The organism is Bacillus sp. m3-13, from assembly GCF_000175075.1.
In the GTDB taxonomy this organism is placed as follows: domain Bacteria; phylum Bacillota; class Bacilli; order Bacillales; family Bacillaceae_I; genus Sutcliffiella_A; species Sutcliffiella_A horikoshii_C.
Window position 1 is genome coordinate 335,624 of the sequence record NZ_ACPC01000009.1, and the last position, 22,561, is coordinate 358,184.

Sequence of the window (22,561 nt, forward strand, 5' to 3'; positions counted from 1 at the left end):
AATGGAGATATGTAGATAATAGGAGGTAGGAATATGCCGAGAAAAGAGAGCGAGCTTAACGAGCAATTGATTGATTTATTGCAAGGGGAAAAAATCGTATCGTTAATCACAACTGACAAAGATACGAAAAAACCGAATTTAAGCATTGTATCATGGCTGGTTGCACATGAAGATGGTAAAACCATTAAATTTGCTTTAGGTCATAAAGCGGAGAGTGCGTTTAATATTCAAGAAAATCCTAATCTAATTTTAGGAGTTGTAGGAAACGGAAGCTGCTATTCCATTAATGGTAAAGGTTCCGTATCCGAAGTTATTGATAAAACAATGAAGTATCGTGTGGTAACTGTTGAGGTTGAGTCTGTGGAAGATGTTATCTTCTATGGCGGAAAAATAACGCAGGAACCTGACTATGTGAAGACATATGACGAAGAACTTGCCAAAAAATTAGATGAAGAAGTCTATGCACTATTGAAAAGCTAATATACTACTGAACAGGGCTGTCCAAATAATGAGGGCAGCTCTTTTTGTTTGTCTTGAATATTCTCTCTCCAATTTAATAGAATCATGGAAAAGTCATACATTTCCATATATAATAATAGAATAGTAAATTTTTCTAAATGAAAGGGGTTTCTATGAAAAGTTGGTTTAAATCGAACAAGGGCAAACTCCTTCCCTTTGTGGCTGTTTTTCTTTTGGCAGGTGCACTGATTACTTATTATTTGTACACGTCACCATTTCAGGGAACAGGACTTACAGGGAGTCAAGGGAATCAAGCTTCTTCTAGTACAATATCCACTTCAAGAAATATTTCAGTCGAACAAGATAATCCTTTTGATCATAAAAAGAATTTGAATGAGGTTCATGTTGTTAATTACATTCATTGGATGTCCCATCAAAAAGTTAAAGCGGAAAGCAAGTGGACACACTATAAGATGACGCCGGAAAGAATTGATTGGCTATTAGAGAAAGTAAAAGAAGCCGATTATAAACATGAGGAAGTGTATGTGGAAATTCTGACAAAATGGCAGAAAGGGGACTTTTCCACAGCTGACATAGATCATAATCGAGTGTGGTCGTTGCTTAATGGGACTGTTGGGAAAGCAACTGGCGTAATGACAGAAGAAGAAGAAAAAGATTACTTGAAAAATCCAAATATCAAGTTTAAATAATGGATACAACATCACCTTGTGGTAAAATGATGGGTAATTCGCACAGTACAAAGGTGGTATATGTCAGATGAATGAAATCAGAAGTTTTGCAAGAACAGAAGAGCAAGAACATATTTACTCTTTAGCATCTTCTTTGGCTTCGGATTTTTCTACCCGTGCTGGTCATTATGATCAGAATGCTGTCTTTCCTTTTGAAAATTTCCAAGCGCTTAAGGGTGCAGGAGTCCTCGATTTAACCATACCAAAGAAATATGGTGGGAAAGGAGCAGGGCTTTATGACTTTGTTTTACTGCAGGAAACCATTGCTCAAGGTGATGGTCCCACTGCGCTGAGTCTTGGTTGGCATTTAGGAATCATGATGAATGAAGGAATTAATCGTTCATGGCCGCAGAATATTTATGAAATGGTATGCCAGGATATTGTTCAGCACAAAAAATTGATTAACAGTGCACATAGCGAAAGAAAGACAGGCAGTCCTGCAAGAGGGGGAAAACCTGAAACGGTTGCAAAGAAGCATTCCAACGGAGGTTGGGTAATTAACGGGAGAAAAAACTTCACTTCCCTTGCCCCAGTCTTGGATTACTTCATCATATCTGCAAGCGTGGAAGGAACAGAAGATGTAGGAGAGTTTTTGCTTCCGCGCGAACTGAAAGGAATCTCAATAGAAGAAACGTGGAACTCTATGAGCATGAGAGCCACTAGAAGTGACGATTTGGTGTTATCAGAAGTCATGGCAAGTAAAGAAGCACTTTTGTATATAAAAAAGAAAAAATCACCAAAACCACAAGGGTGGCTACTACATATACCCGCTTGTTACTTAGGCATAGCAATAGCGGCAAGAAACGAGGCAGTTTCATTTGCTGATTCGTATCATCCGAACAGCCTTCCTCATCCTATTAGGGAAGTACCGAAAGTAAGAGAACGGGTTGCAAAGATGGATGTGGAATTGACTGCAGCCAGGCATTTATTGTACAGCGTGGCGAGACTATGGGATGAAGAGCCTGACAAACGCGATAAACTTATTGGTGAGCTTGCCACAGCTAAACTTGTTGCAACAAATAGTGCCATTTCCATTGTTGATGAAGCGATGCGGATAGTCGGCGCCCAAAGCCTGCATGCGGAACATCCTCTTCAACGCCATTATCGCGACGTCCGAGCAGGCCTTCACAATCCCCCTGCAGATGAAATTACGATGGAATTGCTTGCAAAGCAGGCTTTTTTAAAAGAAAGTTAAGAAAGCGTGTTTCCGTTGATTTCCGTTCCAGACGCTTCGCTTGCCTGCGGTCGGTCCGTGAGCCTCCTCAGGCTTTGCCTTCCGGGGTCTCACCTGTCCCTTCCTCCCGCGGGCGTCTGCGCGTCTTCCACTCCAATCAACAAGGTGACTTCTTTTACTTTAGGGCTTGTGAGAATTCATCTAACGGAGTTAACTGAAAAAATAGTATTATTTCGTTCTAGTAGTTTCTAGCTGTGGATTGGAGCAAATGGCGTAGACTCCAGCGGGGGAGAAACGGTAGGTTGAGACCCCTGAAGCGTTGGGAGGAGGCTCAAGCACCGTCCCGCGGAAAGCGAAGGCATTTGCGGAGAGGAACAGTGCATCCATCCAGTAACTAGAGTTTTTTTATAAATAAATGTTTTTTTAGAGATACATAATGAATTAAAAAGAGAGTGATTTTATGCACGAAAACAAGAAGAGAAAAGGAGATTGGCGCTACCCCATTGCACATAGAGAAGCATGGATTGGGATTGCGATTGTTCTTTTTCATTTTGCTTGGTGGTACGGTTTTGCTTACGGTTTTGGATCAAAGCCAGTCGAATCATATACATATATATTAGGTTTTCCCGCTTGGTTTTTTTATAGTTGTATTCTGGGCTTTTTCATCATCATTATACTCGTCATTCTAGTTGTTCGATTCTTTTTTCAGGATCTTCCTTTAGAGTCAGATGAAGAAGGAGATCGCCCATGAACTTGCAAGTGATCATTCCTTTGTTGATATTTCTCATTATTATTTTTCTTATTGGAGTTTTTGCATCTAGGAAATTAGCAAATTCCTCTTCATTTGTCCAAGATTATTTCCTTGGGGGGAGAGAGCTTGGCGGACTGTTGCTGGCAATGACAATGGTTGCAACGTATGGAAGTGCCTCCAGTTTCATTGGAGGACCTGGAATTGCTTACCAGACAGGACTCGGTTGGGTACTGTTGGCTATGATACAAGTGGTGACAGGGTATTTTGTTTTAACGATTTTAGGTAAGAAATTCGCCATTATCGCAAGAAAAATGAAAGCCATCACCTTGATTGATTTTTTAAAGGAAAGATATCAGAGTAAGTTGGTAGTATTATTATCTGCAAGCAGCATCATTCTTTTCCTTTTTTCCGCGATGGCAGCACAATGGATAGGCGGGGCAAGACTGATTGAGTCAATAACTGGTCTTTCTTATATTTCTGCATTATTTGTCTTTGCTGCTTCCGTATTGGTATATGTAATCATCGGTGGATTCCGTGCGGTCGCCATTACAGATGGGGTGCAAGGAATTATCATGGTGGTTGGTACCGTTGTCATATTGGCAGGAACCATCATTGCCGGTGGCGGCATTCCTGCAATCATGAGTGATTTAATGGCGGAAAACCCTAATCTTATTACCCCTTTTGGAGCAGATGGGTCTCTGACGCCATTATATGTTTCTTCTTTTTGGATCCTGGTGGGGGTAGGCGTAGTTGGCCTTCCACAAGTGGCTGTCAGGGCGATGTCATATAAAAACTCAAAAGCCATGCATGCAGCGTTGATTATTGGTACCATCGTCGTAGGATTTATTATGCTAGGCATGCACTTGGCAGGTGTATTTGGAAGAGCAGTTTTACCTGGATTAGATACTCCAGATACTGTCATGCCACTATTAGCCCTGCATGTTTTGCCAGGTTGGTTAGCAGGAATTGTCTTGGCAGCACCGATGGCTGCCATCATGTCAACGGTTGACTCCCTTTTGCTAATTGTGAGTTCTTCCATTGTGAAGGATGTATATTTAAATTATATTCGTCCTGACGCTCCGGAAAAAAATATCAAGAGGATAAGCATAGGCGTAACAGCTGTCGTAGGAGTACTTGTGTTCTTTATGGCCATTGATCCGCCGGCATTCCTTATTACCTTAAATCTATTTGCCTTTGGTGGATTGGAAGCGGCCTTTATTTGGCCGGTGGTTTTGGGTCTTTATTGGAAAGCTGGCAACGCAGTTGGAGCTTTAGCTTCCATTTTTACAGGGGTATTTACCTATATAGGAATTACAATATATTACCCTGATGCATTTGGAATGCATAGTGTCGTAATACCAGTGATGCTTTCTCTTTTGGCATATATAATGTGTAGCATTGTAGGAAGAAATCGAAAGAGGCAGGAACACCAAGAAATTATAAACAAATATTTGCTTTAATTAAATGAGTAGGAGTTAAAAATGGACAAGCTCAAACAGCTTTATAATAACAGTATAGAAAAAGCTAGTGGCTTTATGCGGGAAAGCAGTAGGTATCTTGTAATAAGTCTTATCCTTTATATATCCATTTTTGTAATCGTATTAAGTTATTTCTTCTTTACCGGTGCTGGAAAATGGTTTGATATCCTATTAATTGTAGGTACGGGTTTATTGGCATTAGTGTTAGGCCTAGGAATAACTTTAGTCCTCTTGAACATTTTAGGAGGATTACCAAGAATTCTGGTGGCTGTCATTGTTGCTTGTATCGTTGTGATATATAGTGTTGGCGCATTTATGGGTCCGTTTTTCCGGTTAATGGGTTTTACCATTCTAGTGCTGTCTGTATTCTTAGGAGTAACTGCTTTTTTATTTCGGAATAAGAAAAAAGCATTTTTTGTCTTTTTTGGTTTTATTACGTTAGGCTTGCACGTAGCTGCTGCCTATCTAGTAGTTACAGATGGGAAGGAAGGTCCTTGGTCACTTGAAATAGAGAATAATGCAACAGCTTTACCAAATCCGGCTGATAGTGGAGGTGCCAAAGTACAGTATTTTACATATGGAAGTGGCAAGGATGAACGCAGGGAAGAATATAGAAATGTGAAATTTGAGTCTCATTCTGTCAATATGTCGTCATTTGTTGCCCAGCCTAAAGGTTTGAATAAATGGTATCGTGAATGGTTTTGGGGCTTTGATTTATACAATGCCCCATTGAATGGTCGAGTGTGGATGCCTGAAAATGAAGAAGAAGAACCATATCCTCTCGTGTTAATCGTTCATGGTAATCATAATATGGCCGATTTTTCCGATGGTGGATACGCCTATCTTGGAGAAATGCTTGCAAGTAAAGGGTATATTGTTGCCTCAGTGGACCAGAATTTCATCAACTCCGGAAAAACAGGTCATATCGGCTGGGATAATGCAGGCAGGGCATGGCTGTTATTGAAACATTTAGAACTGTGGCAGTCATGGAACGAAGACAAAACACATGCGCTATTCAATAAAGTGGACATGGATAATATTGCTCTCATCGGCCATTCGAGGGGAGGGGAAGCTGTTAGTACCGCTCAGCTTTTCAATGAGCTTGATCGGTTTCCGAATAACGCAAAAGTAAGTTTGAACTTTGATTTTTCCATAAAGTCATTGATTGGATTATCGCCTGGTGATGGCCGGTTCAAACCTGGAGATCAGCCAGTTAGCCTGCAAGACGTCAATTACCTTACCCTTCAAGGTGGGAATGATACCGACCATACGAATTACCTTGGTATGAGACAATTTCAGCGGATATCTTTCACAGATGACTTTGACGGGTTCAAAAGCAGCATTTATATCAATGGAGCCAATCACGGCCAATTCAATTCTGACTGGGAAGTGGATCAGCCAAGCCCGTATTGGTGGTTTATGAATCGGAAAGAAATAATGGATCCGGATATGCAAAGAGAAATCACCAAAGTGTATGTTTCTTCCTTTCTTGACGCCACTTTAAAAGGGAAACGTGAATACCGTGAAGTTTTTTCTAATAAGGAGATTGCTTCATCGTGGATTCCAACCGATCCGCTTAGAATGCGTTTTGAGGATCGGGACTTTCAATCTATCGCTACATTTGAGGAGGATGCAGATGTAACCAAAACTACCCAAGACGGCGGTAGGTTACATGGAAATAACCTTCGTGTGTGGAAGGAGATAAATTTACTTCAAAGAAACAAAGAACAGCAAAATAATCAGGTAGTAAAGCTAGGTTGGACAAATAAAAATAGTAGATATACCATCACATTGCCTGAAGGGGCTGCCGATAACTTCTCAGAAGAAACAGTATTGAGGTTTGATGCAGTACAGGCCCATCCAACAAGGTATGATTTTTATCATATTAATGTACCGGAGGGATTTGAAAATAAAGCAATCCCAGTTTCAGTAAGTGTCAAACCAAAGGGTATGGCGAATTTTGATGGGAGGATCAAAAAGACAATTTTCATTGAACCTACGTATACCACTACATTGTATCGATATGGTTGGTGGAACGATCGTTACGGCAATTCATATGAACATATGCTTCAAACATACGGTATTCCTTTGGATTATTTAAAAGAGAACTTTCCAGATATAGATTACTCACAGATAGAAGAGGTTACCTTTGAGTTCAACCAGACCGAAAGTGGTTTGATTTTCTTAGATAACATTGGCTTTAACAACTAATCAATGAATAAAAATACCCGCTCTCCCTCATAGTAAATATAGACAGATTACAAAAGGGGGAGAGTAGGTTGAACATGAAAAAAATTATCATACTGCTGCTTCTCTCCATTCTTCTTCAACCTCTAAATGCTCCTGAGTCAAGTACTTTGACACCACTTTCCATTAATCAAAATGATGCATCCTCATTTCTTTATGAAATAGAAAAACCGAAAGACAGCAACATCGTTTCCCTCCCTTTGCTTGTTCACTTTATTGATGTGGGGCAAGGAGACGCAATCCTCTTGCAAACCCCCAATGGTTCCAACGTACTTGTAGATACAGGACCAAAAGAATCGTCGAAAAAGCTGCTTGCTTATTTAAAAAAGGTAAGCGTGTCGTCCATTGATTTGTTAGTCATCACTCATCCTGACTTTGATCATATTGGAGGCATTCCATCCTTACTCGAAAAGCTACCTGTTAAGAAAATATTAGACAGCGGCAAGGCCCATACAACTTTAACATTTATTCAATACAAACAATACGTATGGAACAACATCGTCCCTGTTCAATATGCAAAAGAAAAAATGAAGTTGGACATTGATCCGGATTTGAAAATTAAGGTGTTAAACAGCGGTTCCGAAGAAAAAGAAACAAACAATGCATCTATTGTCCTTCATATTACATATGGAGAGATGAAGTTTCTTTTGATGGGAGATACTGAGGAACAAGAAGAAAAGAGAATGAGCAGGAAATATAACCTTGAATCGACCATCTTAAAGGTTGCGCATCATGGTTCTAACAGTTCCTCTACCGCCTCGTTCTTAAAGGATGTCCAGCCTAAAATCGCCGTAATATCCGCCGGGAAAAATAATGACTTCCATCATCCGCATTTGCCTGTTTTAAACAGATTGATTGAGAGCGGTGCAGATATTTACAATACTGCTGAATCTGGAAGTATTGTTTTTTCAACAGATGGAAAGCTTTTATTTGTCAACAATCGTCCATGGCTATATGCTAATCAGCAAAAGCAAAAAACAAAGAAATCGATTGTCATCACAGGCTTGGACGTAAAAGAAGAAATGGTTACATTAGAAAATAAAAGCGCTGAAACAGTTGATATGTCCTTTTGGAAGCTTGTCAGTAAGAAAGGATATCAAACATTTGATTTCCCTGAAAATTATAAGCTCCAACCAGGCGAAACAATTTATATTGCTTCAGGTGCACATAAGCAACATTTTAAAAAATATATCCATTGGCTCAGTGATCATTTATGGAATAATAACGGAGATAAAGCCCAGCTTTATGATGATCAAGGAGATTTGGTGGATGAATATGAAGCAGGTGCGAAGGACGAATAGGTTTTATATCTCTCGAATGGTGTTATGTAAGTAGATAAGAGCCAATATCTAAAAGCCAAAACGAGGAGCCTTGAAAAATTGAGAAAACTAAAAAAACCAGTTCGTCTGACACTAGCACTAATAATCAGTCTTTTCTTATTTATGCTGTACATCCATACCACCAAAGAAGAAGTTATTGCATCAGCAGTAAAAGAATCAAATCAAAACGGCGTGTCATTAAGCCTGCAGAATCCATACGTCATGCCAATTAAAGTATCCAGCGCTTCCATGGTTGACGGCCAAGAAAAAGAGCTACCCATCACTGCATACAGCATTAAACTGAAAGGAGTATATAGTGGGGGTAATTCCAGTCTAGATCAGTCATTTATGACGACGCAAACAGAGGAGTTTGAGGAATTAGAGGAGGTCACGATTCCAAGTGACACTTCCAAAAAAGAAGAAATTTATAGCATCTACATTACAGACCAAAAAAGGGAAGGAAGCGTAGAAGCAGCAGAAAAAGTCAAAATAACCTTCAAAATATTCTCCTTCCTCCCAATAACGACGACCATATCACTCTAAACACTGCATAACCTGCAGTGTTTTTTGTATTACAAGACGGTTGATTTCCGTTCCAGGCGCTTCGCTTGCCTGCGGGCGGTCCGTGAGTCTCCTCACTCCGTTGCGGGGTCTCACCTGTCCCTTACTCCCGCGGGCGTCTGCGCGCCTTCCGCTCCAATCAACAAGGTGACTTCTATTACTTAAAGGTTTATAAAAAGGCATTTAACTGAGTTAACTGATTAAGCAATAACATTTCTTTTTCGTAATTTTCAGCTGTTGATTGGTGCAAAAGACGAAGTCTCCTGAGGGAAATAGCGCTAGGTGGAGACCCCACAGGCGTAGCCGAGGAGGCTCTCGTCAGCCCCTAGGAAAACGAAGCCATTTGCGGAAATCACAGCGGCTATTAAGGGGCATTTTGGCCAGTTTTTTCTTATTGTATTATCAGAAAAAAGAGTAATTTAAGAGCAGTAGGGGAAAATAAAACAACTTATGACCGTTAATAAAGGTGTTTAAGGTGATAAAGAGAGGGAATGTACATAATGGAGATTGTCAATCTTAACTACCTATACAATTGGATAGTTCTAAGCTCAATTGCCGATCCCCGCTGGTGGCTGCTATTCGCCTCCATATTTTGGCCATGGTTGTTATGGTGGAGGGTAGTGGAAAAATCTAGAATGTTCGAGGTTCTGGCCTTTGGTCTCTTTTGGGCTGCAATGGCGACGTGGCTGGATATACTCGGGACAGAATATGGGAAGTGGAGCTACCCCTTTAAATTAAACAATGACATTCAAACACTGCTCCCAGCAGATACAGCAGTTATTCCTGTCATGTTTATGCTCCTTTACCAGTATACGTCTACATGGAAATCATTTGTCATTGGCAGTGTAATATCTGCAGCAGTACTATCTTTTATTTTTGAACCACTCTTTCTGATGTTTGGCATGCTGGATTTGAAAGAATGGTCCCACACGAAATCATTTTTCGCCTTTATTTTTTTGGCAATAGCCACTAGAAGCCTTTTCTTTTTTATAAAAAAGAAGCAGACTACTTTTTAGTTGACTAACATGTATATACAAGTTAGACTAATTTACATCGACATGTATATACAAGTTGTTGTAAAAATGTAAGCGTTTTTCGAGTGAATTAGAATCTTATAAAGAAATAATATATCTACTATTTTGGAGGGATTATCATGTTCAAAAAACTATTCGGAATGAAAGAAACCACCGAAACTCCTGCAGAGGAAACCATCCTTGCACCATTGAGTGGAAGAGTGACAGAGTTGAGTGAGGTTCCAGATCCAACGTTTTCACAGAAAATGATGGGAGATGGGTTGGCGATTGTTCCATCTGAAGGAGAAGTGGTTTCACCAGTTGATGGAGAAATCGTGCAGTTCTTCCATACAAAACATGCAATTGGTATTCGTTCCCTCTCTGGTGCGGAAATACTTATCCATGTTGGGCTTGAGACGGTATCCATGAATGGAGAAGGTTTTGAAGGGCATGTAAAAGAGGGCGATAAAGTAAAAGCTGGAGACAAATTGATTACTTTTAATATCGATCTTATCAAAGAAAAGGCAGCTGATATTATCACTCCTATCGTCATAACAAATGGTGAAAATGTCGAGAGCCTTAATAAGAAATCCATGGCTGAAGCTGTAAAAGGCCAAACGGAATTATTTCATCTTACAATGAAAAATTAAGTATCACCTAATATTAGATTTTTAAACGAATAGAGAAGGCATACAGGAGGAAACAGAAATGGACATAAGAAAACAGACGGAAGAGATTGTCCAAGCCTTAGGGGGAAAAGAAAACGTTAGCGCAGCCACACATTGTGTGACTCGTCTCCGTTTGGCTTTGCATGATGAAAGTAAGGTGGACCAAAAAGCGTTAGAAAGCATTGATGTAGTGAAGGGTTCTTTCTCCACTAATGGTCAATTCCAAGTTGTAATTGGACAAGGAACGGTCAATAAGGTTTACAAAGAGTTTGTAGACATTACCGGTGTTGGGGAGGCTTCTAAAGATGATGTGAAAAAAGCTGCCGAATCCAACTTGAATCCCTTGCAGCGTGCCATAAAAACTTTGGCGGATATTTTTATTCCGATACTGCCAGCTATCGTTACAGCAGGTTTACTAATGGGGATAAACAATTTATTAACAGGGCCTGGTATCTTTTATGATGAACAATCTGTTATTGATGTTCATACAGAATGGGCGGATATTGCAAGTATCATTAACCTTATAGCCAATACCGCCTTTGTCTTTTTGCCGGGGCTGATTGGTTGGTCCGCCGCAAAGCGTTTTGGCGGCAGTGAACTGTTAGGGATTGTGCTTGGACTTATGCTTGTGCATCCTGATCTTCTTAATGCATGGGGATATGCAGAAGCACAAGAAGATGGAGCAGTTGAAACTTGGAAATTCTTCGGATTAGAGATTGAAAAAGTCGGATACCAAGGACAAGTATTGCCTGTTCTTGTTGCAGCATTTGTATTGGCTAAAGTAGAACAATTTTTAACCAAACGTGTAAGTGATGCGTTTCATATGCTTATCGTACCGCCAATCACTTTGTTATTGACAGGATTCGTTACATTTGTAGCAATCGGACCTGTTACATTTGCTATCGGTAATTTCCTGACGAACGGCTTTGTCGGAATTTTTGATGCAGTTCCTGCACTAGGTGGACTTATTTATGGTGGTTTATATGCACCGTTAGTAATTACAGGGATGCATCATACTTTCCTTGCAGTAGATTTTCAGCTCATTGCGACAATTGGTGGAACATTCTTATGGCCGATGGTTGCCCTGTCTAACATCGCACAAGGTTCAGCTGCTTTTGCCATGATGCTTGCGACGAAAGATGAGAAGTTGAAAGGATTGGCGTTAACATCTTCCATTTCTGCTTGGTTGGGGATTACAGAACCAGCAATGTTTGGTGTTAACTTACGTTTCCGCTATCCATTTTTTGCAGCGATGATTGGATCTGCCATTGCAGGGATCATCATCACCATTGCTGGTGTTAAAGCTCCGTCCATTGGGGTTGGTGGAATACCTGCTTTCTTCTCCATTATGGCGGAATACTGGCCAATTTTCTTCCTTGGAATGGGAATTGTGCTTGTCGTACCATTTGTCATTACTTTCTTAATAGCAAAAGTGAAAATGAGAAAAGAAGCGTAGAGATTGTAAAAAGGGGTTGGACCCCTTTTTGCAATTTTTTCAATTAGGAAGGGAGAGATTGATAGATGAATCATTCTTGGTGGAAGGAAAGTGTCGTATATCAAATTTATCCTCGTAGTTTTATGGATTCCAACGGAGATGGAATTGGTGATATCCAAGGCATTATTATGAAGCTAGATTATCTGAAGGAACTTGGTATCGATACCATATGGCTATCACCCGTTTACGAATCGCCAAATGATGATAATGGATACGACATTAGTAACTACATGAAAATAATGGACGAGTTCGGATCGATGGAAGATTGGGAAGAACTGTTACAACAGATACATATGAGAGAGATGAAATTGATTATGGACCTTGTGGTCAATCATACTTCTGATGAGCACGAGTGGTTTGTGCAGGCGAAAACATCTAGGGAGAATCCGTATCGTGACTATTATATTTGGAGAGACCCAAAAGGAGACGGCAAGGAGCCGAACAACTGGGCATCCAATTTCGGAGGTTCTGCTTGGGAATACAATGAAGAAACAAAAGATTACTACTTGCACTTATTCTCCAAAAAGCAGCCAGACCTAAACTGGGAAAACGAACAGCTTCGTGAAGAAGTGTATCGCATGATGAAATGGTGGTTGGACAAAGGTGTTGACGGTTTTAGGATGGACGTCATCAACTTTATTTCTAAAGTAGAAAACATGCCTGACGCAGAGATCAAACACGGGAAAAAATATGCTTCGGGAAGTAAGTACTACCGTAACGGCCCAAAGATTCATGATTATTTGAAAGAAATGAATGAGAAGGTATTATCCCAATATGATGTCATGACCGTTGGAGAAATGCCTGGGGTTACTCCTGATCAAGCAAAAGAGTATACAGGAGAAGAGAGAAATGAACTGAACATGGTTTTTCAATTTGAACATATGGGATTGGATAATGGACCGCACGGAAAATGGGACTTGAAGGAACTAGATTTACTTGATCTCAAACAGAGTTTATCAAGGTGGCAGTATGCGCTCGCAGAAAACGGCTGGAACAGTCTTTATTTTAATAACCATGATCAACCAAGATCCGTCTCTAGATTTGGAAACGACGGAAAATACCGAGTGGAAACAGCTAAAATGCTGGCTACGCTTCTTCATATGATGAAAGGTACTCCATATGTCTACCAAGGGGAAGAAATCGGCATGACAAATGTAAGATTTGATTCAATCAAATCTTACAAAGATATTGAAACTCTTCAAGCTTATTCTGACTTAAAAGAGCAGGGATGGAGTGAAGAGGAAGTGATGGAAAGTCTCTTCAAAAAAAGCAGGGACAATGCCAGAACTCCGATGCAGTGGAATGATGAAGAGCAAGGTGGTTTTTCTAGCGGGGAACCTTGGCTCGCAATAAACCCGAATTACAAATCTATCAATGTAGAAGCGGAAAGAAATAATGAACATTCTATCTTTCATTATTACAAACGATTGATTCAATTACGAAAACAAAATGAACTGATTGTTTATGGAGATTACCAATTGATACTTGAGGATGAACCAGAGATTTTCGCCTATGTTAGAAGCTATCAAAACAAAAGGCTGCTTGTGATTTGCAACTTCTATGACAACAATCCGGTTTTCAAACTACCAAGAGATATTAACTTTATGACTAAACAACTATTATTAAGCAACTATACGGTAGAAGAACAAAGTAATATTGCTGAATTCACTTTGCAGCCTTATGAAGCGCGAGTGTATTTATTGAATTAACATCTATTATTTAATATATAGAAAAAGAGGTGCTTGAAGATGAGTAAAATAGAACAAGAACCGTGGTGGAAAAGGTCTGTTGTTTATCAGATTTATCCAAAAAGCTTCAATGATACTACAGGAAACGGAGTAGGTGATATCCAAGGTATTATTGAGAAGCTTGATTACTTAAAAGAACTTGGAGTGGATGTTATTTGGTTGACTCCTATTTATAAATCACCGCAAAAAGATAATGGTTATGATATCAGCGATTATTTTTCCATTCACGAAGAATACGGAACGATGGAAGATTTTGATCAGCTTTTGTCCCAAGCACATGATAGAGGAATTAAAGTTATCATGGACATTGTTGTGAACCATACATCCACCGAGCATGAATGGTTCCAGAAATCAATAGAACAGAAAGATAATAACCCTTATCGCGATTTTTATATTTGGAAAGACAGCAAGCAAGATGGCAGTGAACCGACAAATTGGGAATCCAAGTTTGGTGGAAATGCTTGGGAATTTGATGAAAAAACAGGTCAATGGTATTTGCATCTATTTGATGTGACGCAAGCAGACTTGAATTGGGAGAATGAAGAAGTTCGCAAACAAGTCTATGATATGATGACTTTTTGGTTTGAAAAGGGAGTGGATGGATTTTAGGTTGGATGTAATTAACCTCATTTCCAAAGACCAGAGTTTTCCGGATGATGACGGATCGGTGCCTCCAGGCGATGGCCGTAAATTTTACACAGATGGACCGCGAGTACACGAATATATGAACGAAATGTACGAAAAAGTATTTTCTAAGTATGACAGCATGACGGTAGGGGAAATGTCCTCGACTACAATTGATCATTGTATTAACTACACTCGACCAGATCGAAACGAGCTCAGCATGACATTTAACTTCCATCATTTAAAAGTGGATTATCCGAATGGAGAAAAATGGTCTGTTGCAGATTTTGATTTCCAACAATTAAAGGATATTTTATCTACATGGCAAATTGAGATGGAAAAAGGCGGCGGTTGGAATGCCTTGTTCTGGTGCAATCATGATCAACCACGTGTCGTATCCCGATATGGAGATGATGGCAAATATCACAATAAATCAGCAAAAATGCTAGCAACAAGCATGCATATGATGAGAGGTACTCCTTACATTTATCAAGGAGAAGAGTTTGGAATGACTAACCCAGGGTTTGTGAAAATAAGTGACTACCGGGACGTGGAATCCTTAAATATTTTTAATTTAAAGAAGGAAGCTGGAATGAGTGAGGAGGAAATATTGGAGATCCTCCGTCATAAGTCCCGCGATAATTCAAGAACACCGGTGCAGTGGAATCGTGATGAAAATGCCGGGTTCACGAATGGCACACCTTGGATTGGAGTAGCGGGTAATTATAAAGAAATTAACGCAGAGTCGGCTTTGAATGACGAAGATTCCGTTTTCTATCATTATAAAAAGTTAATTGAACTACGCAAGAACTATGATGTTATCACACATGGAGATTTCCAATTGATTTCCGGAGATCATCCGCAAATCTTTGCCTATATGCGTAATAGTGAGAATGAAAAACTTCTTGTAGTGAGCAATTATTATGGCATAGAAAGTTCTTTTGTGCTGCCAGTGGATATTGATGTAGATGGTTACAAGTCAGAAGTGTTGGTAAGCAACTATAAAGATTCTAGCAATCAGTTTAATGAAATAACCCTTCGTCCATACGAATCCATCGTTTATCACCTGAAAAAGTAGTGCTACAATAGCTATAGGTGGTAGAAAATGAAAAATAACAAATATCAGGCAATTTATCAGCAGTTGGTAATGAAAATAGAAAAACAGGAATTCATGGCGGGGAGTAAGCTTCCGTCCGAGCATGATCTGATGGAACTTTTCGATACTTCAAGAGAAACGGTAAGAAAGGCTCTAAATCAACTTGCTCAGAATGGTTATATTCAAAAAGTTCGTGGAAAAGGCTCTATTGTACTTGCACGTGATAAATTTGATTTTCCCATTTCAGGCTTGGTCAGCTTCAAGGAACTTGCCGAGAAAATGGGTAGGCCTTGGCAAACAGTTGTGCACGAACTACAAAGTGTAGTAGACTCTTCTGAGTTAGAATCTAAATTAGGGGAAAGCGAACTATGGAAGGTAGTCCGGTCGCGCAGAGTGGATGATGAAAGTATTATCTTGGATAAAGATTACTTTATCAAAAGCCAGGTTCCTTATCTTGACCAGGATATTTGCAAAAACTCCATTTACAACTATCTTGAGTCAGAGCAAGGTCTGCAGATAGCATTTGCCGATAAAGAGGTAACAGTAGAGGAAGCAACAGATGAGGACAGGCAGTTACTGGACTTAAATGGACTTACTCATGTGGTAGTGGTGAAAAGTATCGTCCATCTGGATGATGCAAGTCCCTTTCAATATACGGAATCGCGCCACCGACTGGACAAATTCCGATTTGTTGATTTTGCAAGAAGAATGAAATGATAATGAGGAAAGGCACTCTCGGTTATACGAGAGTGTCTTTATTGCTTTTTAGCGTCCTCATCGCAGGTATGAAGACCTCAGTGACAGGAAAGGAGGAAAGGTACTCATTCCGGGTATGAAGACCTTAGTGACGAAGAAAAAGGAGGAGAGAGGTACTCATCGCGGGTATGAAGACCTTAGTGACGAAGAAATAGGAGGAGAGATGTCCTCATCATCGTTATGAAGACCTCAGTGACGAGAAAAAAGGAGGAGAGAGGTACTCATCACCCGAATGAAGACTCCAGTGACGAAGAAAAAGGAATAGAGATGTCCTCATTGCCCGTATAACGGCCATGGTTTCAATGAAATTAATAGAATAATCAAAATAAAAGCGCAAAGGCAAGATTAGGAAGCGTCTAAAGAGATTGATATCTCATTTGTCCGCAGGTTTATGCTGCATTAGCGATTTTGTTCTTTCGATATATATTTTAATTTTCAAAAATATCATTTAAATTACCCTTATCTTCTTATATAATGGTTATATTAAAGATTCGAATATCGAAATAAATGGAGGGGAAGTAAATGGCACAGGTATTAAATAAAGCATTGAAAAGAGAGGAAGTCCCGGTAGAGCAAACTTGGAACCTTGAAGATTTGTTTGGTTCCACAGTAGAATGGGAGCAGGAATTACAAGCGGTCCAACAAGATCTTTCCACTGTCACTCGTTATAAAGGAAAAGTTGTGAAAGATGCGAAAACATTACTTATGTGTTTAAAGGACAAAGATTCATTGACAGAAAGAGTTATGAGGGTGATGACTTATGCATCCTTGAAACAATCCGAAGATGGGACAAACCCTGGTAATCAAGCAAATTCAACTCGTGTAGGCGGCATGCTTTCCAACTTTAGCGCAAGTATATCGTTTTTCCAATCTGAGATCCTCCAACTAAACGAAGAAACATTGAATGCATACATATTAGAAGAACCAGAGTTGGAAGAGTATAAAAAAACCTTGGTGGATGTTTTGGAAACAAAGCCACATAAACTTTCGCCTGAGGCAGAAGAAGTACTTTCTGCTTTCGGAGAGGTGCATAATGCACCATATACCATCTATCAAAGAAGTTTAATTTCGGATATGAGATTTCCTTCATTCTTTACTGAAGATGGAAAAGAGCACCCTTTATCTTTTAATTCTTTTCCTAATTATGAAGGGTCTTCCAATACAGAATTACGTAGAAAAGCGTATCAAACGTTTATTGAGACTCTAAAACAATACAAGCATACGTACGCAGCTACTTATGCAACTGAAGTGAAAAAGCAGGTAGTAGAAGCGCGTCTGCGAAACTATGATTCTGTATCGGATATGCTTCTTCACGACCAACAGGTGACTAAAGAAATGTATCATAATCAGTTGGATACCATCCAACATGAGTTGGCACCACATATGCGCAGATATGCAAAATTGAAAAAGCGCGTGCTGGGTTTGGAGAAGATGCATTTCTGTGACTTAAAAGCTCCACTAGATCCAGATTTCAACCCTGAGATTACCTATGAGGAAGCATCCAAATTAATTTTAGATTCCTTGGAAGTGATGGGACCTGAATACATGGAAATTATGGAAGAAGGGCTAAACAATCGTTGGGTTGATCTGGCTGATAACGTAGGGAAGGGTTCTGGTGCTTTTTGTTCCAGTCCGTATGGTGTTCATCCATACATTCTCATGACATGGAGTGACTCGATGAGGAATGCCTATACACTGGCACATGAATTGGGTCATGCAGGGCATTTCCGTTTAGCAGGCAGATACCAGAAGCTTTCTAACACCCGTCCATCAAGGTATTTTGTCGAAGCGCCTTCCACTATGAATGAAATGCTCTTAAGTCAGCACATCTTATCTCAGCCAAATGATGAAAGAATGCGCAGATGGGTAATCTTACAATCATTAGGGACGTATTATCATAACTTTGTGACACATATTCTTGAAGGGGAGCTTCAGCGCAGGGTTTACAACCTAGCAGATAAAGGGACTCCTATTACTGCTAATGTCCTCTGTGAACAAAAGACCGCATTGCTTTCTGAATTCTGGGGAGATGCAGTGGAAATGGATGAAGGAGCTGGATTGACCTGGATGCGACAGCCACATTATTATATGGGGCTTTATCCATATACTTATTCTGCTGGCCTGACTGCTTCTACGGCAGCAGCCAAAAAGATCCAGGAGGAAGGCCAGCCGGCTGTGGATCGTTGGTTATCCGCTTTAAAAGCAGGAGGAACATTGAAACCGTTAGAATTGATGCAATTGGGTGGAGTTGATATGACAACACCTGAACCAATTAAGACAGCTGTCGATTATGTTGGATCATTGATTGACGAACTAGAAAAGAGCTTTTCCTAAACCTCCCCAGCACCTTATCTAAACACAGATAAGGTGTTTCTTTTTAGCCTTTTCCGAAATGAACCAGCTAATCTATCAACATTTCCGCACTAAACCCGATAAAAAAAGAAGAGGACTAATTAGTAAAGAACGGAAGGGCGTATCAAATATGGAAAAGACAAGTGGAATCTTATTAGACTCCGGTACAAATGAAGTGGAATTTCTTGAGTTTCTAATAGGTAGTACCAGCTTTGGCATAAATGTATTAAAAGTAAGAGAAATCATCAAACCTGTAGCCGTCACCAAAATCCCACATTCTCACAAAAATGTGGAAGGAATCATGGAACTAAGGGGAGAAGTGCTGCCAATCATTAACCTAAGAACGGCATTAAATATAGAAGAGAAAAGTGAGTTTTTGGAAGAAAAGTTTATCGTTACAGAATTCAATGGCATGAAAGTCATTTTGAGGGTCGATCACGTAACTCAGATTCACCGTTTATCATGGGCTGAAATGGAAAAACCGGCTTCCTTACAGCATGGATTTGAAGATCATATCACCGGGATTATCAAACAACCATCACAGATGATACTTCTATTGGATGTGGAGAAGATTATGTTTGATATATATCCTAACCTTGATAAAGAAGCGTCCCGTCTTCATAAAAATCTTAACCCTGCTCGAAGTGAAAAACGGATTATCATTGCTGAAGATTCTCCGATGCTAAGAAAACTTTTAGAAGAGACATTGCTAGGTGCAGGATTTGAACATATTCAATTCTTTGAAAATGGAAAAAGTGCATGGGATTTCATGGAGACCGTAGTCAAAAATGGAGAGCAAAAGGTGGACTTGTTAATTACGGATATTGAGATGCCCCAAATGGATGGTCATCACCTCACAAAGAAAATCAAGGAAGATGGCGTTCTTTCCAAGATACCGGTTATCATCTTCTCATCCCTGATAACAGATCATCTCAGACATAAAGGGGAACAAGTAGGAGCGAATGCCCAAATCAGCAAACCCCAATTGACAAAGTTAGTGGAATTACTAGATGACCAACTGCTAATTAACTGACCTAATAAAGAAATGGAAAAGCCCAATCTATTAAAAGATTGGGCTTTTGTCAATTCATCTTATAAGTAGCTCTCACCAAGTTTTTTAAATACAGGCTTTTGGTACTGTCTTTTTGGATGGTTTTTTTGTCCTTCTGTCGGTTGGAAATTGGTGTACCGTTGAAGTAAACTTTTTGCTACAGATAATGACATGTTAGCTTTGGGATTGCGATAATGATCATTTAACTCGCCAAGATGCGGCAATTCTGTGAAGTCTTCTTTTGTAGGCGGAAGGTGAAAGTAATATTCCCCTGCCAATACAAGAACGTCAGATTGTTGGCGGCTGTTCTTGGGGTTTCTAGAAAAATGCAATCCTTTTTTTGTAGCTTTGCCTTCGGTGATAAGTTTCTCTAAGGCTTTTCTTTTTAATGTATAGAGAAACTTTGGATCCGGCGCGGTTTTTGCATGCCGATTGACAGTAAAGATGGCACGTGAGAGGTTTTCAATAGAAGATTCAATAGGGGAATCGGTTTTTCTTTGGTTTGAATAACTTTTATTATGCATAATAGGCTCCTTTCCTTTCCCTTATTATACTGTGCCTTCACTGAAAATGGAAGGGTAGCCCCAACTTCATCCATTAACGGGCTGAAGCTAGAGCATGTTCCGTGTTTTTATTCATAATGGAGATAAAAATATCAACAAACTCCGGATCCCATTGGGTGCCCCTTCCGCTTTGCAGAATAACCAGTGCCTTATCCTTTTTCATCCCTAGCCGATATGGACGATCCGATGTCATGGCGTCATAGGCATCTGCGACAGCAATGATTCTGCCGAAAAGCGGAATCTCGTGACCAATTAATCTATCAGGGTAGCCATTTCCATCAAAGCGTTCATGATGGTTTCTGACACCTTGGATTAATGGTGACATTGCCTCTTTTGGCTGTACTTGGTCTAAAATTGTGGCGCCAAGCAAAGGATGTCGTTTTATTTCCTCGAATTCTAAATCTGTAAGCTTCCCATCCTTTAATAATACCTCGTCCTTCACTCCGATTTTGCCGATGTCATGAAGAAGGGCGGCGTTTTTTAACAGCTCAAGCTGATGAGGGGGCAGTCCAGCTTTTTTGCCAATTAATACGGAGTACCTGCTTACCCTCAATGAATGTCCTGCTGTATAGGGGTCGCGTGCGTCAAGGGTGGTGGAGAGGGTTTGATAGAAACTTTCCATCAACAGCCTATTCGTTTCATTTCTCTCTTCAAGTCCTTGCACCATGGAATTAAAGCCTTGAATCACTTGGGAAAATTCATCAGAATACAGTTCCTTTGCGGGTGATAGATTGTTATTTTCTACGTTTTGCATGCCTTTTAACAGTTGAGAGATGGGTTGGATGATGTCTTTGAATAACAAAAAAGCCCCAAAAGAAGAAAACCCTGCAGCAATGAGAAGAATCAATACTCCCCAATTCCAGAAATCCACTTCCAAGGTAAGAGTTTCAAAACGGACTTCGGTTGCCAAACTGAATAAAAGTACTGGAAAGATCCCGATAAATAATGCTCCTACAAGAAATTTCGTACGTAAAGATACGATGATATCACCGTTTATAGATAAAGGAAGTTGATGCACTTTCTGAGTGGTTTCCTGTAAACAGTCCAAAACCGGTCTAATCGCTTTGACAGTAAGAAAATACTCTATAAACGCGTGCATTCCGGCAATTAACACGGCACCAAGAGAAGCAAGAAAGACATATCGAAAGGGCATGTTCAAGAGCCCTGAGTGTATGCAGATTATCGCAAGGGTGATGGCGGGAACAGAAAGCCCAAGCAGGTGGGGGCCTATAATTCTTTTAACTGTTAAAATGGGAAAGCGTTGTATATGTAAAAAAGCTTTCTGAAAGTCGGAATATGTATTATTTGTATTGGTAAGTATCACTTTGATCGGTTGCAGTTGTTTATGGAATGCATAAAATTCACACAGCACCATGATGAATGCAGAAGAAAATAAAATGCTAACCATGATAGTAATCTCAGAAAGGGATAGGTTTAGCGTAGAGAAGATTAGAATGCCGCCTACCCCAAGAACTGCTATGGATGAACCAAGGATATAATTTATGACAAGCTGTTTTACAAAACGAGTATATGTTTGCTGATGCAAGAAATCCCTTCCTTTATCACTAAATATTTCTAGTACAATTATAATCAATCTTATCGGTATGTTCTAGTAAATTTGTTGGATATGGAAAGTAAATGTTATGAAGGGCGAATTAGAACACTGGTCCCATTAGGTACCATGGATGCAAGTTGAAGGACATCTTGGTTATACATGCGGACACATCCTCGTGAGACAGCCTTTCCAATAGAGCTGGGATCGTTCGTGCCATGAATTCCATAGGATAATTTGGAGAGGGAGAGCCACATTGCACCGAATGGTCCACCAGGGTTAGGTTGTCGGTTTACTATAACATAATTGCCAACAGGTGTTTCAAAGAGCATCCTGCCAACTGCAATGGGATATGTTTTAATAATGATCCCATTTCCCTTTAGAACCAGTTTCCTGTTAGTAATGGATATTTCAATGGAATAGGGGATGGTATTTGCATCAGGAAGACCGGGAATGATGATTAGCTGACCAGGATATATTACATTAGGGTTTGAAATGGAATTTACAGCCAAAATCTCAGCCAATGGCCGCCGATAATCCAACGAAATAGAACTTAGTGTTTCTCCTCGCCTCACTACATGTACAGCCACCAAACTCACCTCTTTTATCTTGATGTAAAAAAAGCCGGTGCAGAGTGTGCAGCGGCGTTGGGTTTTGATCATTCCATTATCTATAATAAGGATAAGGTGGATATGGTCTCGGGTACGGTCCTGGGTATGGTCCATAATAAGGATAAGGTGGATAGTATGGTCTAGGAGCTAAAAGAGAGCCTACTGCCAATCCCCCTAAAAACGGAAAAAAAGGAAACCCGAAACCTAATCCTCCAATAAATCTGTTATTCGGGTAGTTTCGATACATAGACATATGCCTCCTTTATAGGGTCTCTATAAGGTATGGCAATGGTA

At 39.9% G+C, this 22,561-nt stretch carries 18 protein-coding genes and 1 pseudogene; 16 read left to right on the plus strand and 3 right to left on the minus strand.

The window, feature by feature from the left end:
• The first annotated feature begins 33 nt into the window (after positions 1-33).
• The 16 genes and pseudogenes from M313_RS0103875 (at position 34) to M313_RS0103965 (ending at position 19,523) form a co-directional block, all read left to right on the plus strand.
• The gene (locus M313_RS0103875) at positions 34-480 is read left to right on the plus strand and encodes a pyridoxamine 5'-phosphate oxidase family protein (protein ID WP_010192655.1); all 447 of its coding nucleotides are present in this window, start codon (positions 34-36) and stop codon (positions 478-480) included.
• Positions 481-632: 152 nt separating this feature from the next.
• Positions 633-1,169, plus strand: a complete 537-nt coding sequence (locus tag M313_RS24485) for a DUF6241 domain-containing protein (RefSeq protein WP_010192657.1) — start codon at positions 633-635, stop codon at positions 1,167-1,169.
• A 67-nt stretch (positions 1,170-1,236) separates the two neighbouring features.
• Positions 1,237-2,403 (plus strand): acyl-CoA dehydrogenase family protein, encoded by a 1,167-nt coding sequence (locus tag M313_RS0103885; RefSeq protein WP_010192659.1) that lies wholly within the window; start codon positions 1,237-1,239, stop codon positions 2,401-2,403.
• A gap of 439 nt (positions 2,404-2,842) precedes the next feature.
• Positions 2,843-3,133: a YhdT family protein gene (locus tag M313_RS0103895; RefSeq protein ID WP_010192664.1), complete on the plus strand. Its 291-nt coding sequence runs from the start codon at positions 2,843-2,845 to the stop codon at positions 3,131-3,133.
• On the plus strand, positions 3,130-4,593 hold the full coding sequence (gene panF / locus M313_RS0103900) for a sodium/pantothenate symporter (RefSeq protein ID WP_010192666.1): 1,464 nt from the start codon (positions 3,130-3,132) through the stop codon (positions 4,591-4,593). Before M313_RS0103895 ends, panF begins: the two co-directional genes overlap by 4 nt.
• 21 nt (positions 4,594-4,614) lie before the next feature.
• On the plus strand, positions 4,615-6,822 hold the full coding sequence (locus M313_RS24490; RefSeq protein WP_010192669.1) for an alpha/beta hydrolase: 2,208 nt from the start codon (positions 4,615-4,617) through the stop codon (positions 6,820-6,822).
• A gap of 74 nt (positions 6,823-6,896) precedes the next feature.
• On the plus strand, positions 6,897-8,159 hold the full coding sequence (locus M313_RS24495) for an MBL fold metallo-hydrolase (RefSeq protein ID WP_187442511.1): 1,263 nt from the start codon (positions 6,897-6,899) through the stop codon (positions 8,157-8,159).
• Between the two features lie 78 nt (positions 8,160-8,237).
• Positions 8,238-8,720 carry a hypothetical protein gene (locus tag M313_RS0103915; protein ID WP_010192673.1) on the plus strand — a complete coding sequence of 161 codons (483 nt, stop codon included), beginning with the start codon at positions 8,238-8,240 and terminating at the stop codon, positions 8,718-8,720.
• Between the two features lie 638 nt (positions 8,721-9,358).
• On the plus strand, positions 9,359-9,754 hold the full coding sequence (locus M313_RS22630; RefSeq protein ID WP_157182408.1) for a CBO0543 family protein: 396 nt from the start codon (positions 9,359-9,361) through the stop codon (positions 9,752-9,754).
• A 137-nt stretch (positions 9,755-9,891) separates the two neighbouring features.
• Positions 9,892-10,401 carry a PTS sugar transporter subunit IIA gene (locus M313_RS0103925; RefSeq protein WP_010192677.1) on the plus strand — a complete coding sequence of 170 codons (510 nt, stop codon included), beginning with the start codon at positions 9,892-9,894 and terminating at the stop codon, positions 10,399-10,401.
• A gap of 58 nt (positions 10,402-10,459) precedes the next feature.
• A complete protein-coding gene (gene treP, locus M313_RS0103930) occupies positions 10,460-11,875 on the plus strand; it encodes a PTS system trehalose-specific EIIBC component (protein ID WP_010192678.1) in 1,416 nt (471 codons plus the stop codon).
• A 65-nt stretch (positions 11,876-11,940) separates the two neighbouring features.
• Positions 11,941-13,623 (plus strand): glycoside hydrolase family 13 protein, encoded by a 1,683-nt coding sequence (locus M313_RS0103935; RefSeq protein WP_010192679.1) that lies wholly within the window; start codon positions 11,941-11,943, stop codon positions 13,621-13,623.
• Between the two features lie 39 nt (positions 13,624-13,662).
• A pseudogene (gene treC, locus M313_RS22635) lies at positions 13,663-15,364 on the plus strand (alpha,alpha-phosphotrehalase).
• Between the two features lie 27 nt (positions 15,365-15,391).
• Positions 15,392-16,099: a trehalose operon repressor gene (treR, locus tag M313_RS0103945; RefSeq protein WP_010192681.1), complete on the plus strand. Its 708-nt coding sequence runs from the start codon at positions 15,392-15,394 to the stop codon at positions 16,097-16,099.
• 561 nt (positions 16,100-16,660) lie between these two features.
• Entirely contained in the window at positions 16,661-18,472 is a 1,812-nt protein-coding gene (gene pepF, locus M313_RS0103960; protein WP_010192686.1) for an oligoendopeptidase F, read from the plus strand.
• Between the two features lie 148 nt (positions 18,473-18,620).
• The gene (locus M313_RS0103965) at positions 18,621-19,523 is read left to right on the plus strand and encodes a chemotaxis protein (protein WP_010192687.1); all 903 of its coding nucleotides are present in this window, start codon (positions 18,621-18,623) and stop codon (positions 19,521-19,523) included.
• Positions 19,524-19,582: 59 nt separating this feature from the next.
• On the opposite strand, the gene M313_RS0103970 is transcribed toward M313_RS0103965, so the two are convergent.
• The 3 genes from M313_RS0103970 to M313_RS0103980 all read right to left on the minus strand — a co-directional run bounded on the left by M313_RS0103970 (position 19,583) and on the right by M313_RS0103980 (position 22,246).
• Positions 19,583-20,065, minus strand: a complete 483-nt coding sequence (locus M313_RS0103970) for a YkyB family protein (protein WP_010192689.1) — start codon at positions 20,063-20,065, stop codon at positions 19,583-19,585.
• Positions 20,066-20,138: 73 nt separating this feature from the next.
• Positions 20,139-21,650 (minus strand): HD domain-containing phosphohydrolase, encoded by a 1,512-nt coding sequence (locus M313_RS0103975; RefSeq protein WP_010192691.1) that lies wholly within the window; start codon positions 21,648-21,650, stop codon positions 20,139-20,141.
• 95 nt (positions 21,651-21,745) lie between these two features.
• Positions 21,746-22,246, minus strand: coding sequence for a L,D-transpeptidase family protein (locus tag M313_RS0103980; protein WP_010192692.1), 501 nt, complete (start codon positions 22,244-22,246; stop codon positions 21,746-21,748).
• Between the last annotated feature and the right edge of the window lie 315 nt (positions 22,247-22,561).

Coding starts and splice junctions, on each gene's coding strand:
- M313_RS0103925 (WP_010192677.1), top strand. CDS start 9,892: ATGTTCAAAAAACTATTCGGAATGAAAGAAACCACCGAAACTCCTGCA.
- M313_RS0103875 (WP_010192655.1), top strand. CDS start 34: ATGCCGAGAAAAGAGAGCGAGCTTAACGAGCAATTGATTGATTTATTG.
- M313_RS24485 (WP_010192657.1), top strand. CDS start 633: ATGAAAAGTTGGTTTAAATCGAACAAGGGCAAACTCCTTCCCTTTGTG.
- M313_RS24495 (WP_187442511.1), top strand. CDS start 6,897: ATGAAAAAAATTATCATACTGCTGCTTCTCTCCATTCTTCTTCAACCT.
- M313_RS0103935 (WP_010192679.1), top strand. CDS start 11,941: ATGAATCATTCTTGGTGGAAGGAAAGTGTCGTATATCAAATTTATCCT.
- M313_RS0103965 (WP_010192687.1), top strand. CDS start 18,621: ATGGAAAAGACAAGTGGAATCTTATTAGACTCCGGTACAAATGAAGTG.
- M313_RS24490 (WP_010192669.1), top strand. CDS start 4,615: ATGGACAAGCTCAAACAGCTTTATAATAACAGTATAGAAAAAGCTAGT.
- M313_RS0103970 (WP_010192689.1), bottom strand. CDS start 20,065: ATGCATAATAAAAGTTATTCAAACCAAAGAAAAACCGATTCCCCTATT.
- M313_RS0103885 (WP_010192659.1), top strand. CDS start 1,237: ATGAATGAAATCAGAAGTTTTGCAAGAACAGAAGAGCAAGAACATATT.
- M313_RS0103895 (WP_010192664.1), top strand. CDS start 2,843: ATGCACGAAAACAAGAAGAGAAAAGGAGATTGGCGCTACCCCATTGCA.
- pepF (WP_010192686.1), top strand. CDS start 16,661: ATGGCACAGGTATTAAATAAAGCATTGAAAAGAGAGGAAGTCCCGGTA.
- treP (WP_010192678.1), top strand. CDS start 10,460: ATGGACATAAGAAAACAGACGGAAGAGATTGTCCAAGCCTTAGGGGGA.
- panF (WP_010192666.1), top strand. CDS start 3,130: ATGAACTTGCAAGTGATCATTCCTTTGTTGATATTTCTCATTATTATT.
- treR (WP_010192681.1), top strand. CDS start 15,392: ATGAAAAATAACAAATATCAGGCAATTTATCAGCAGTTGGTAATGAAA.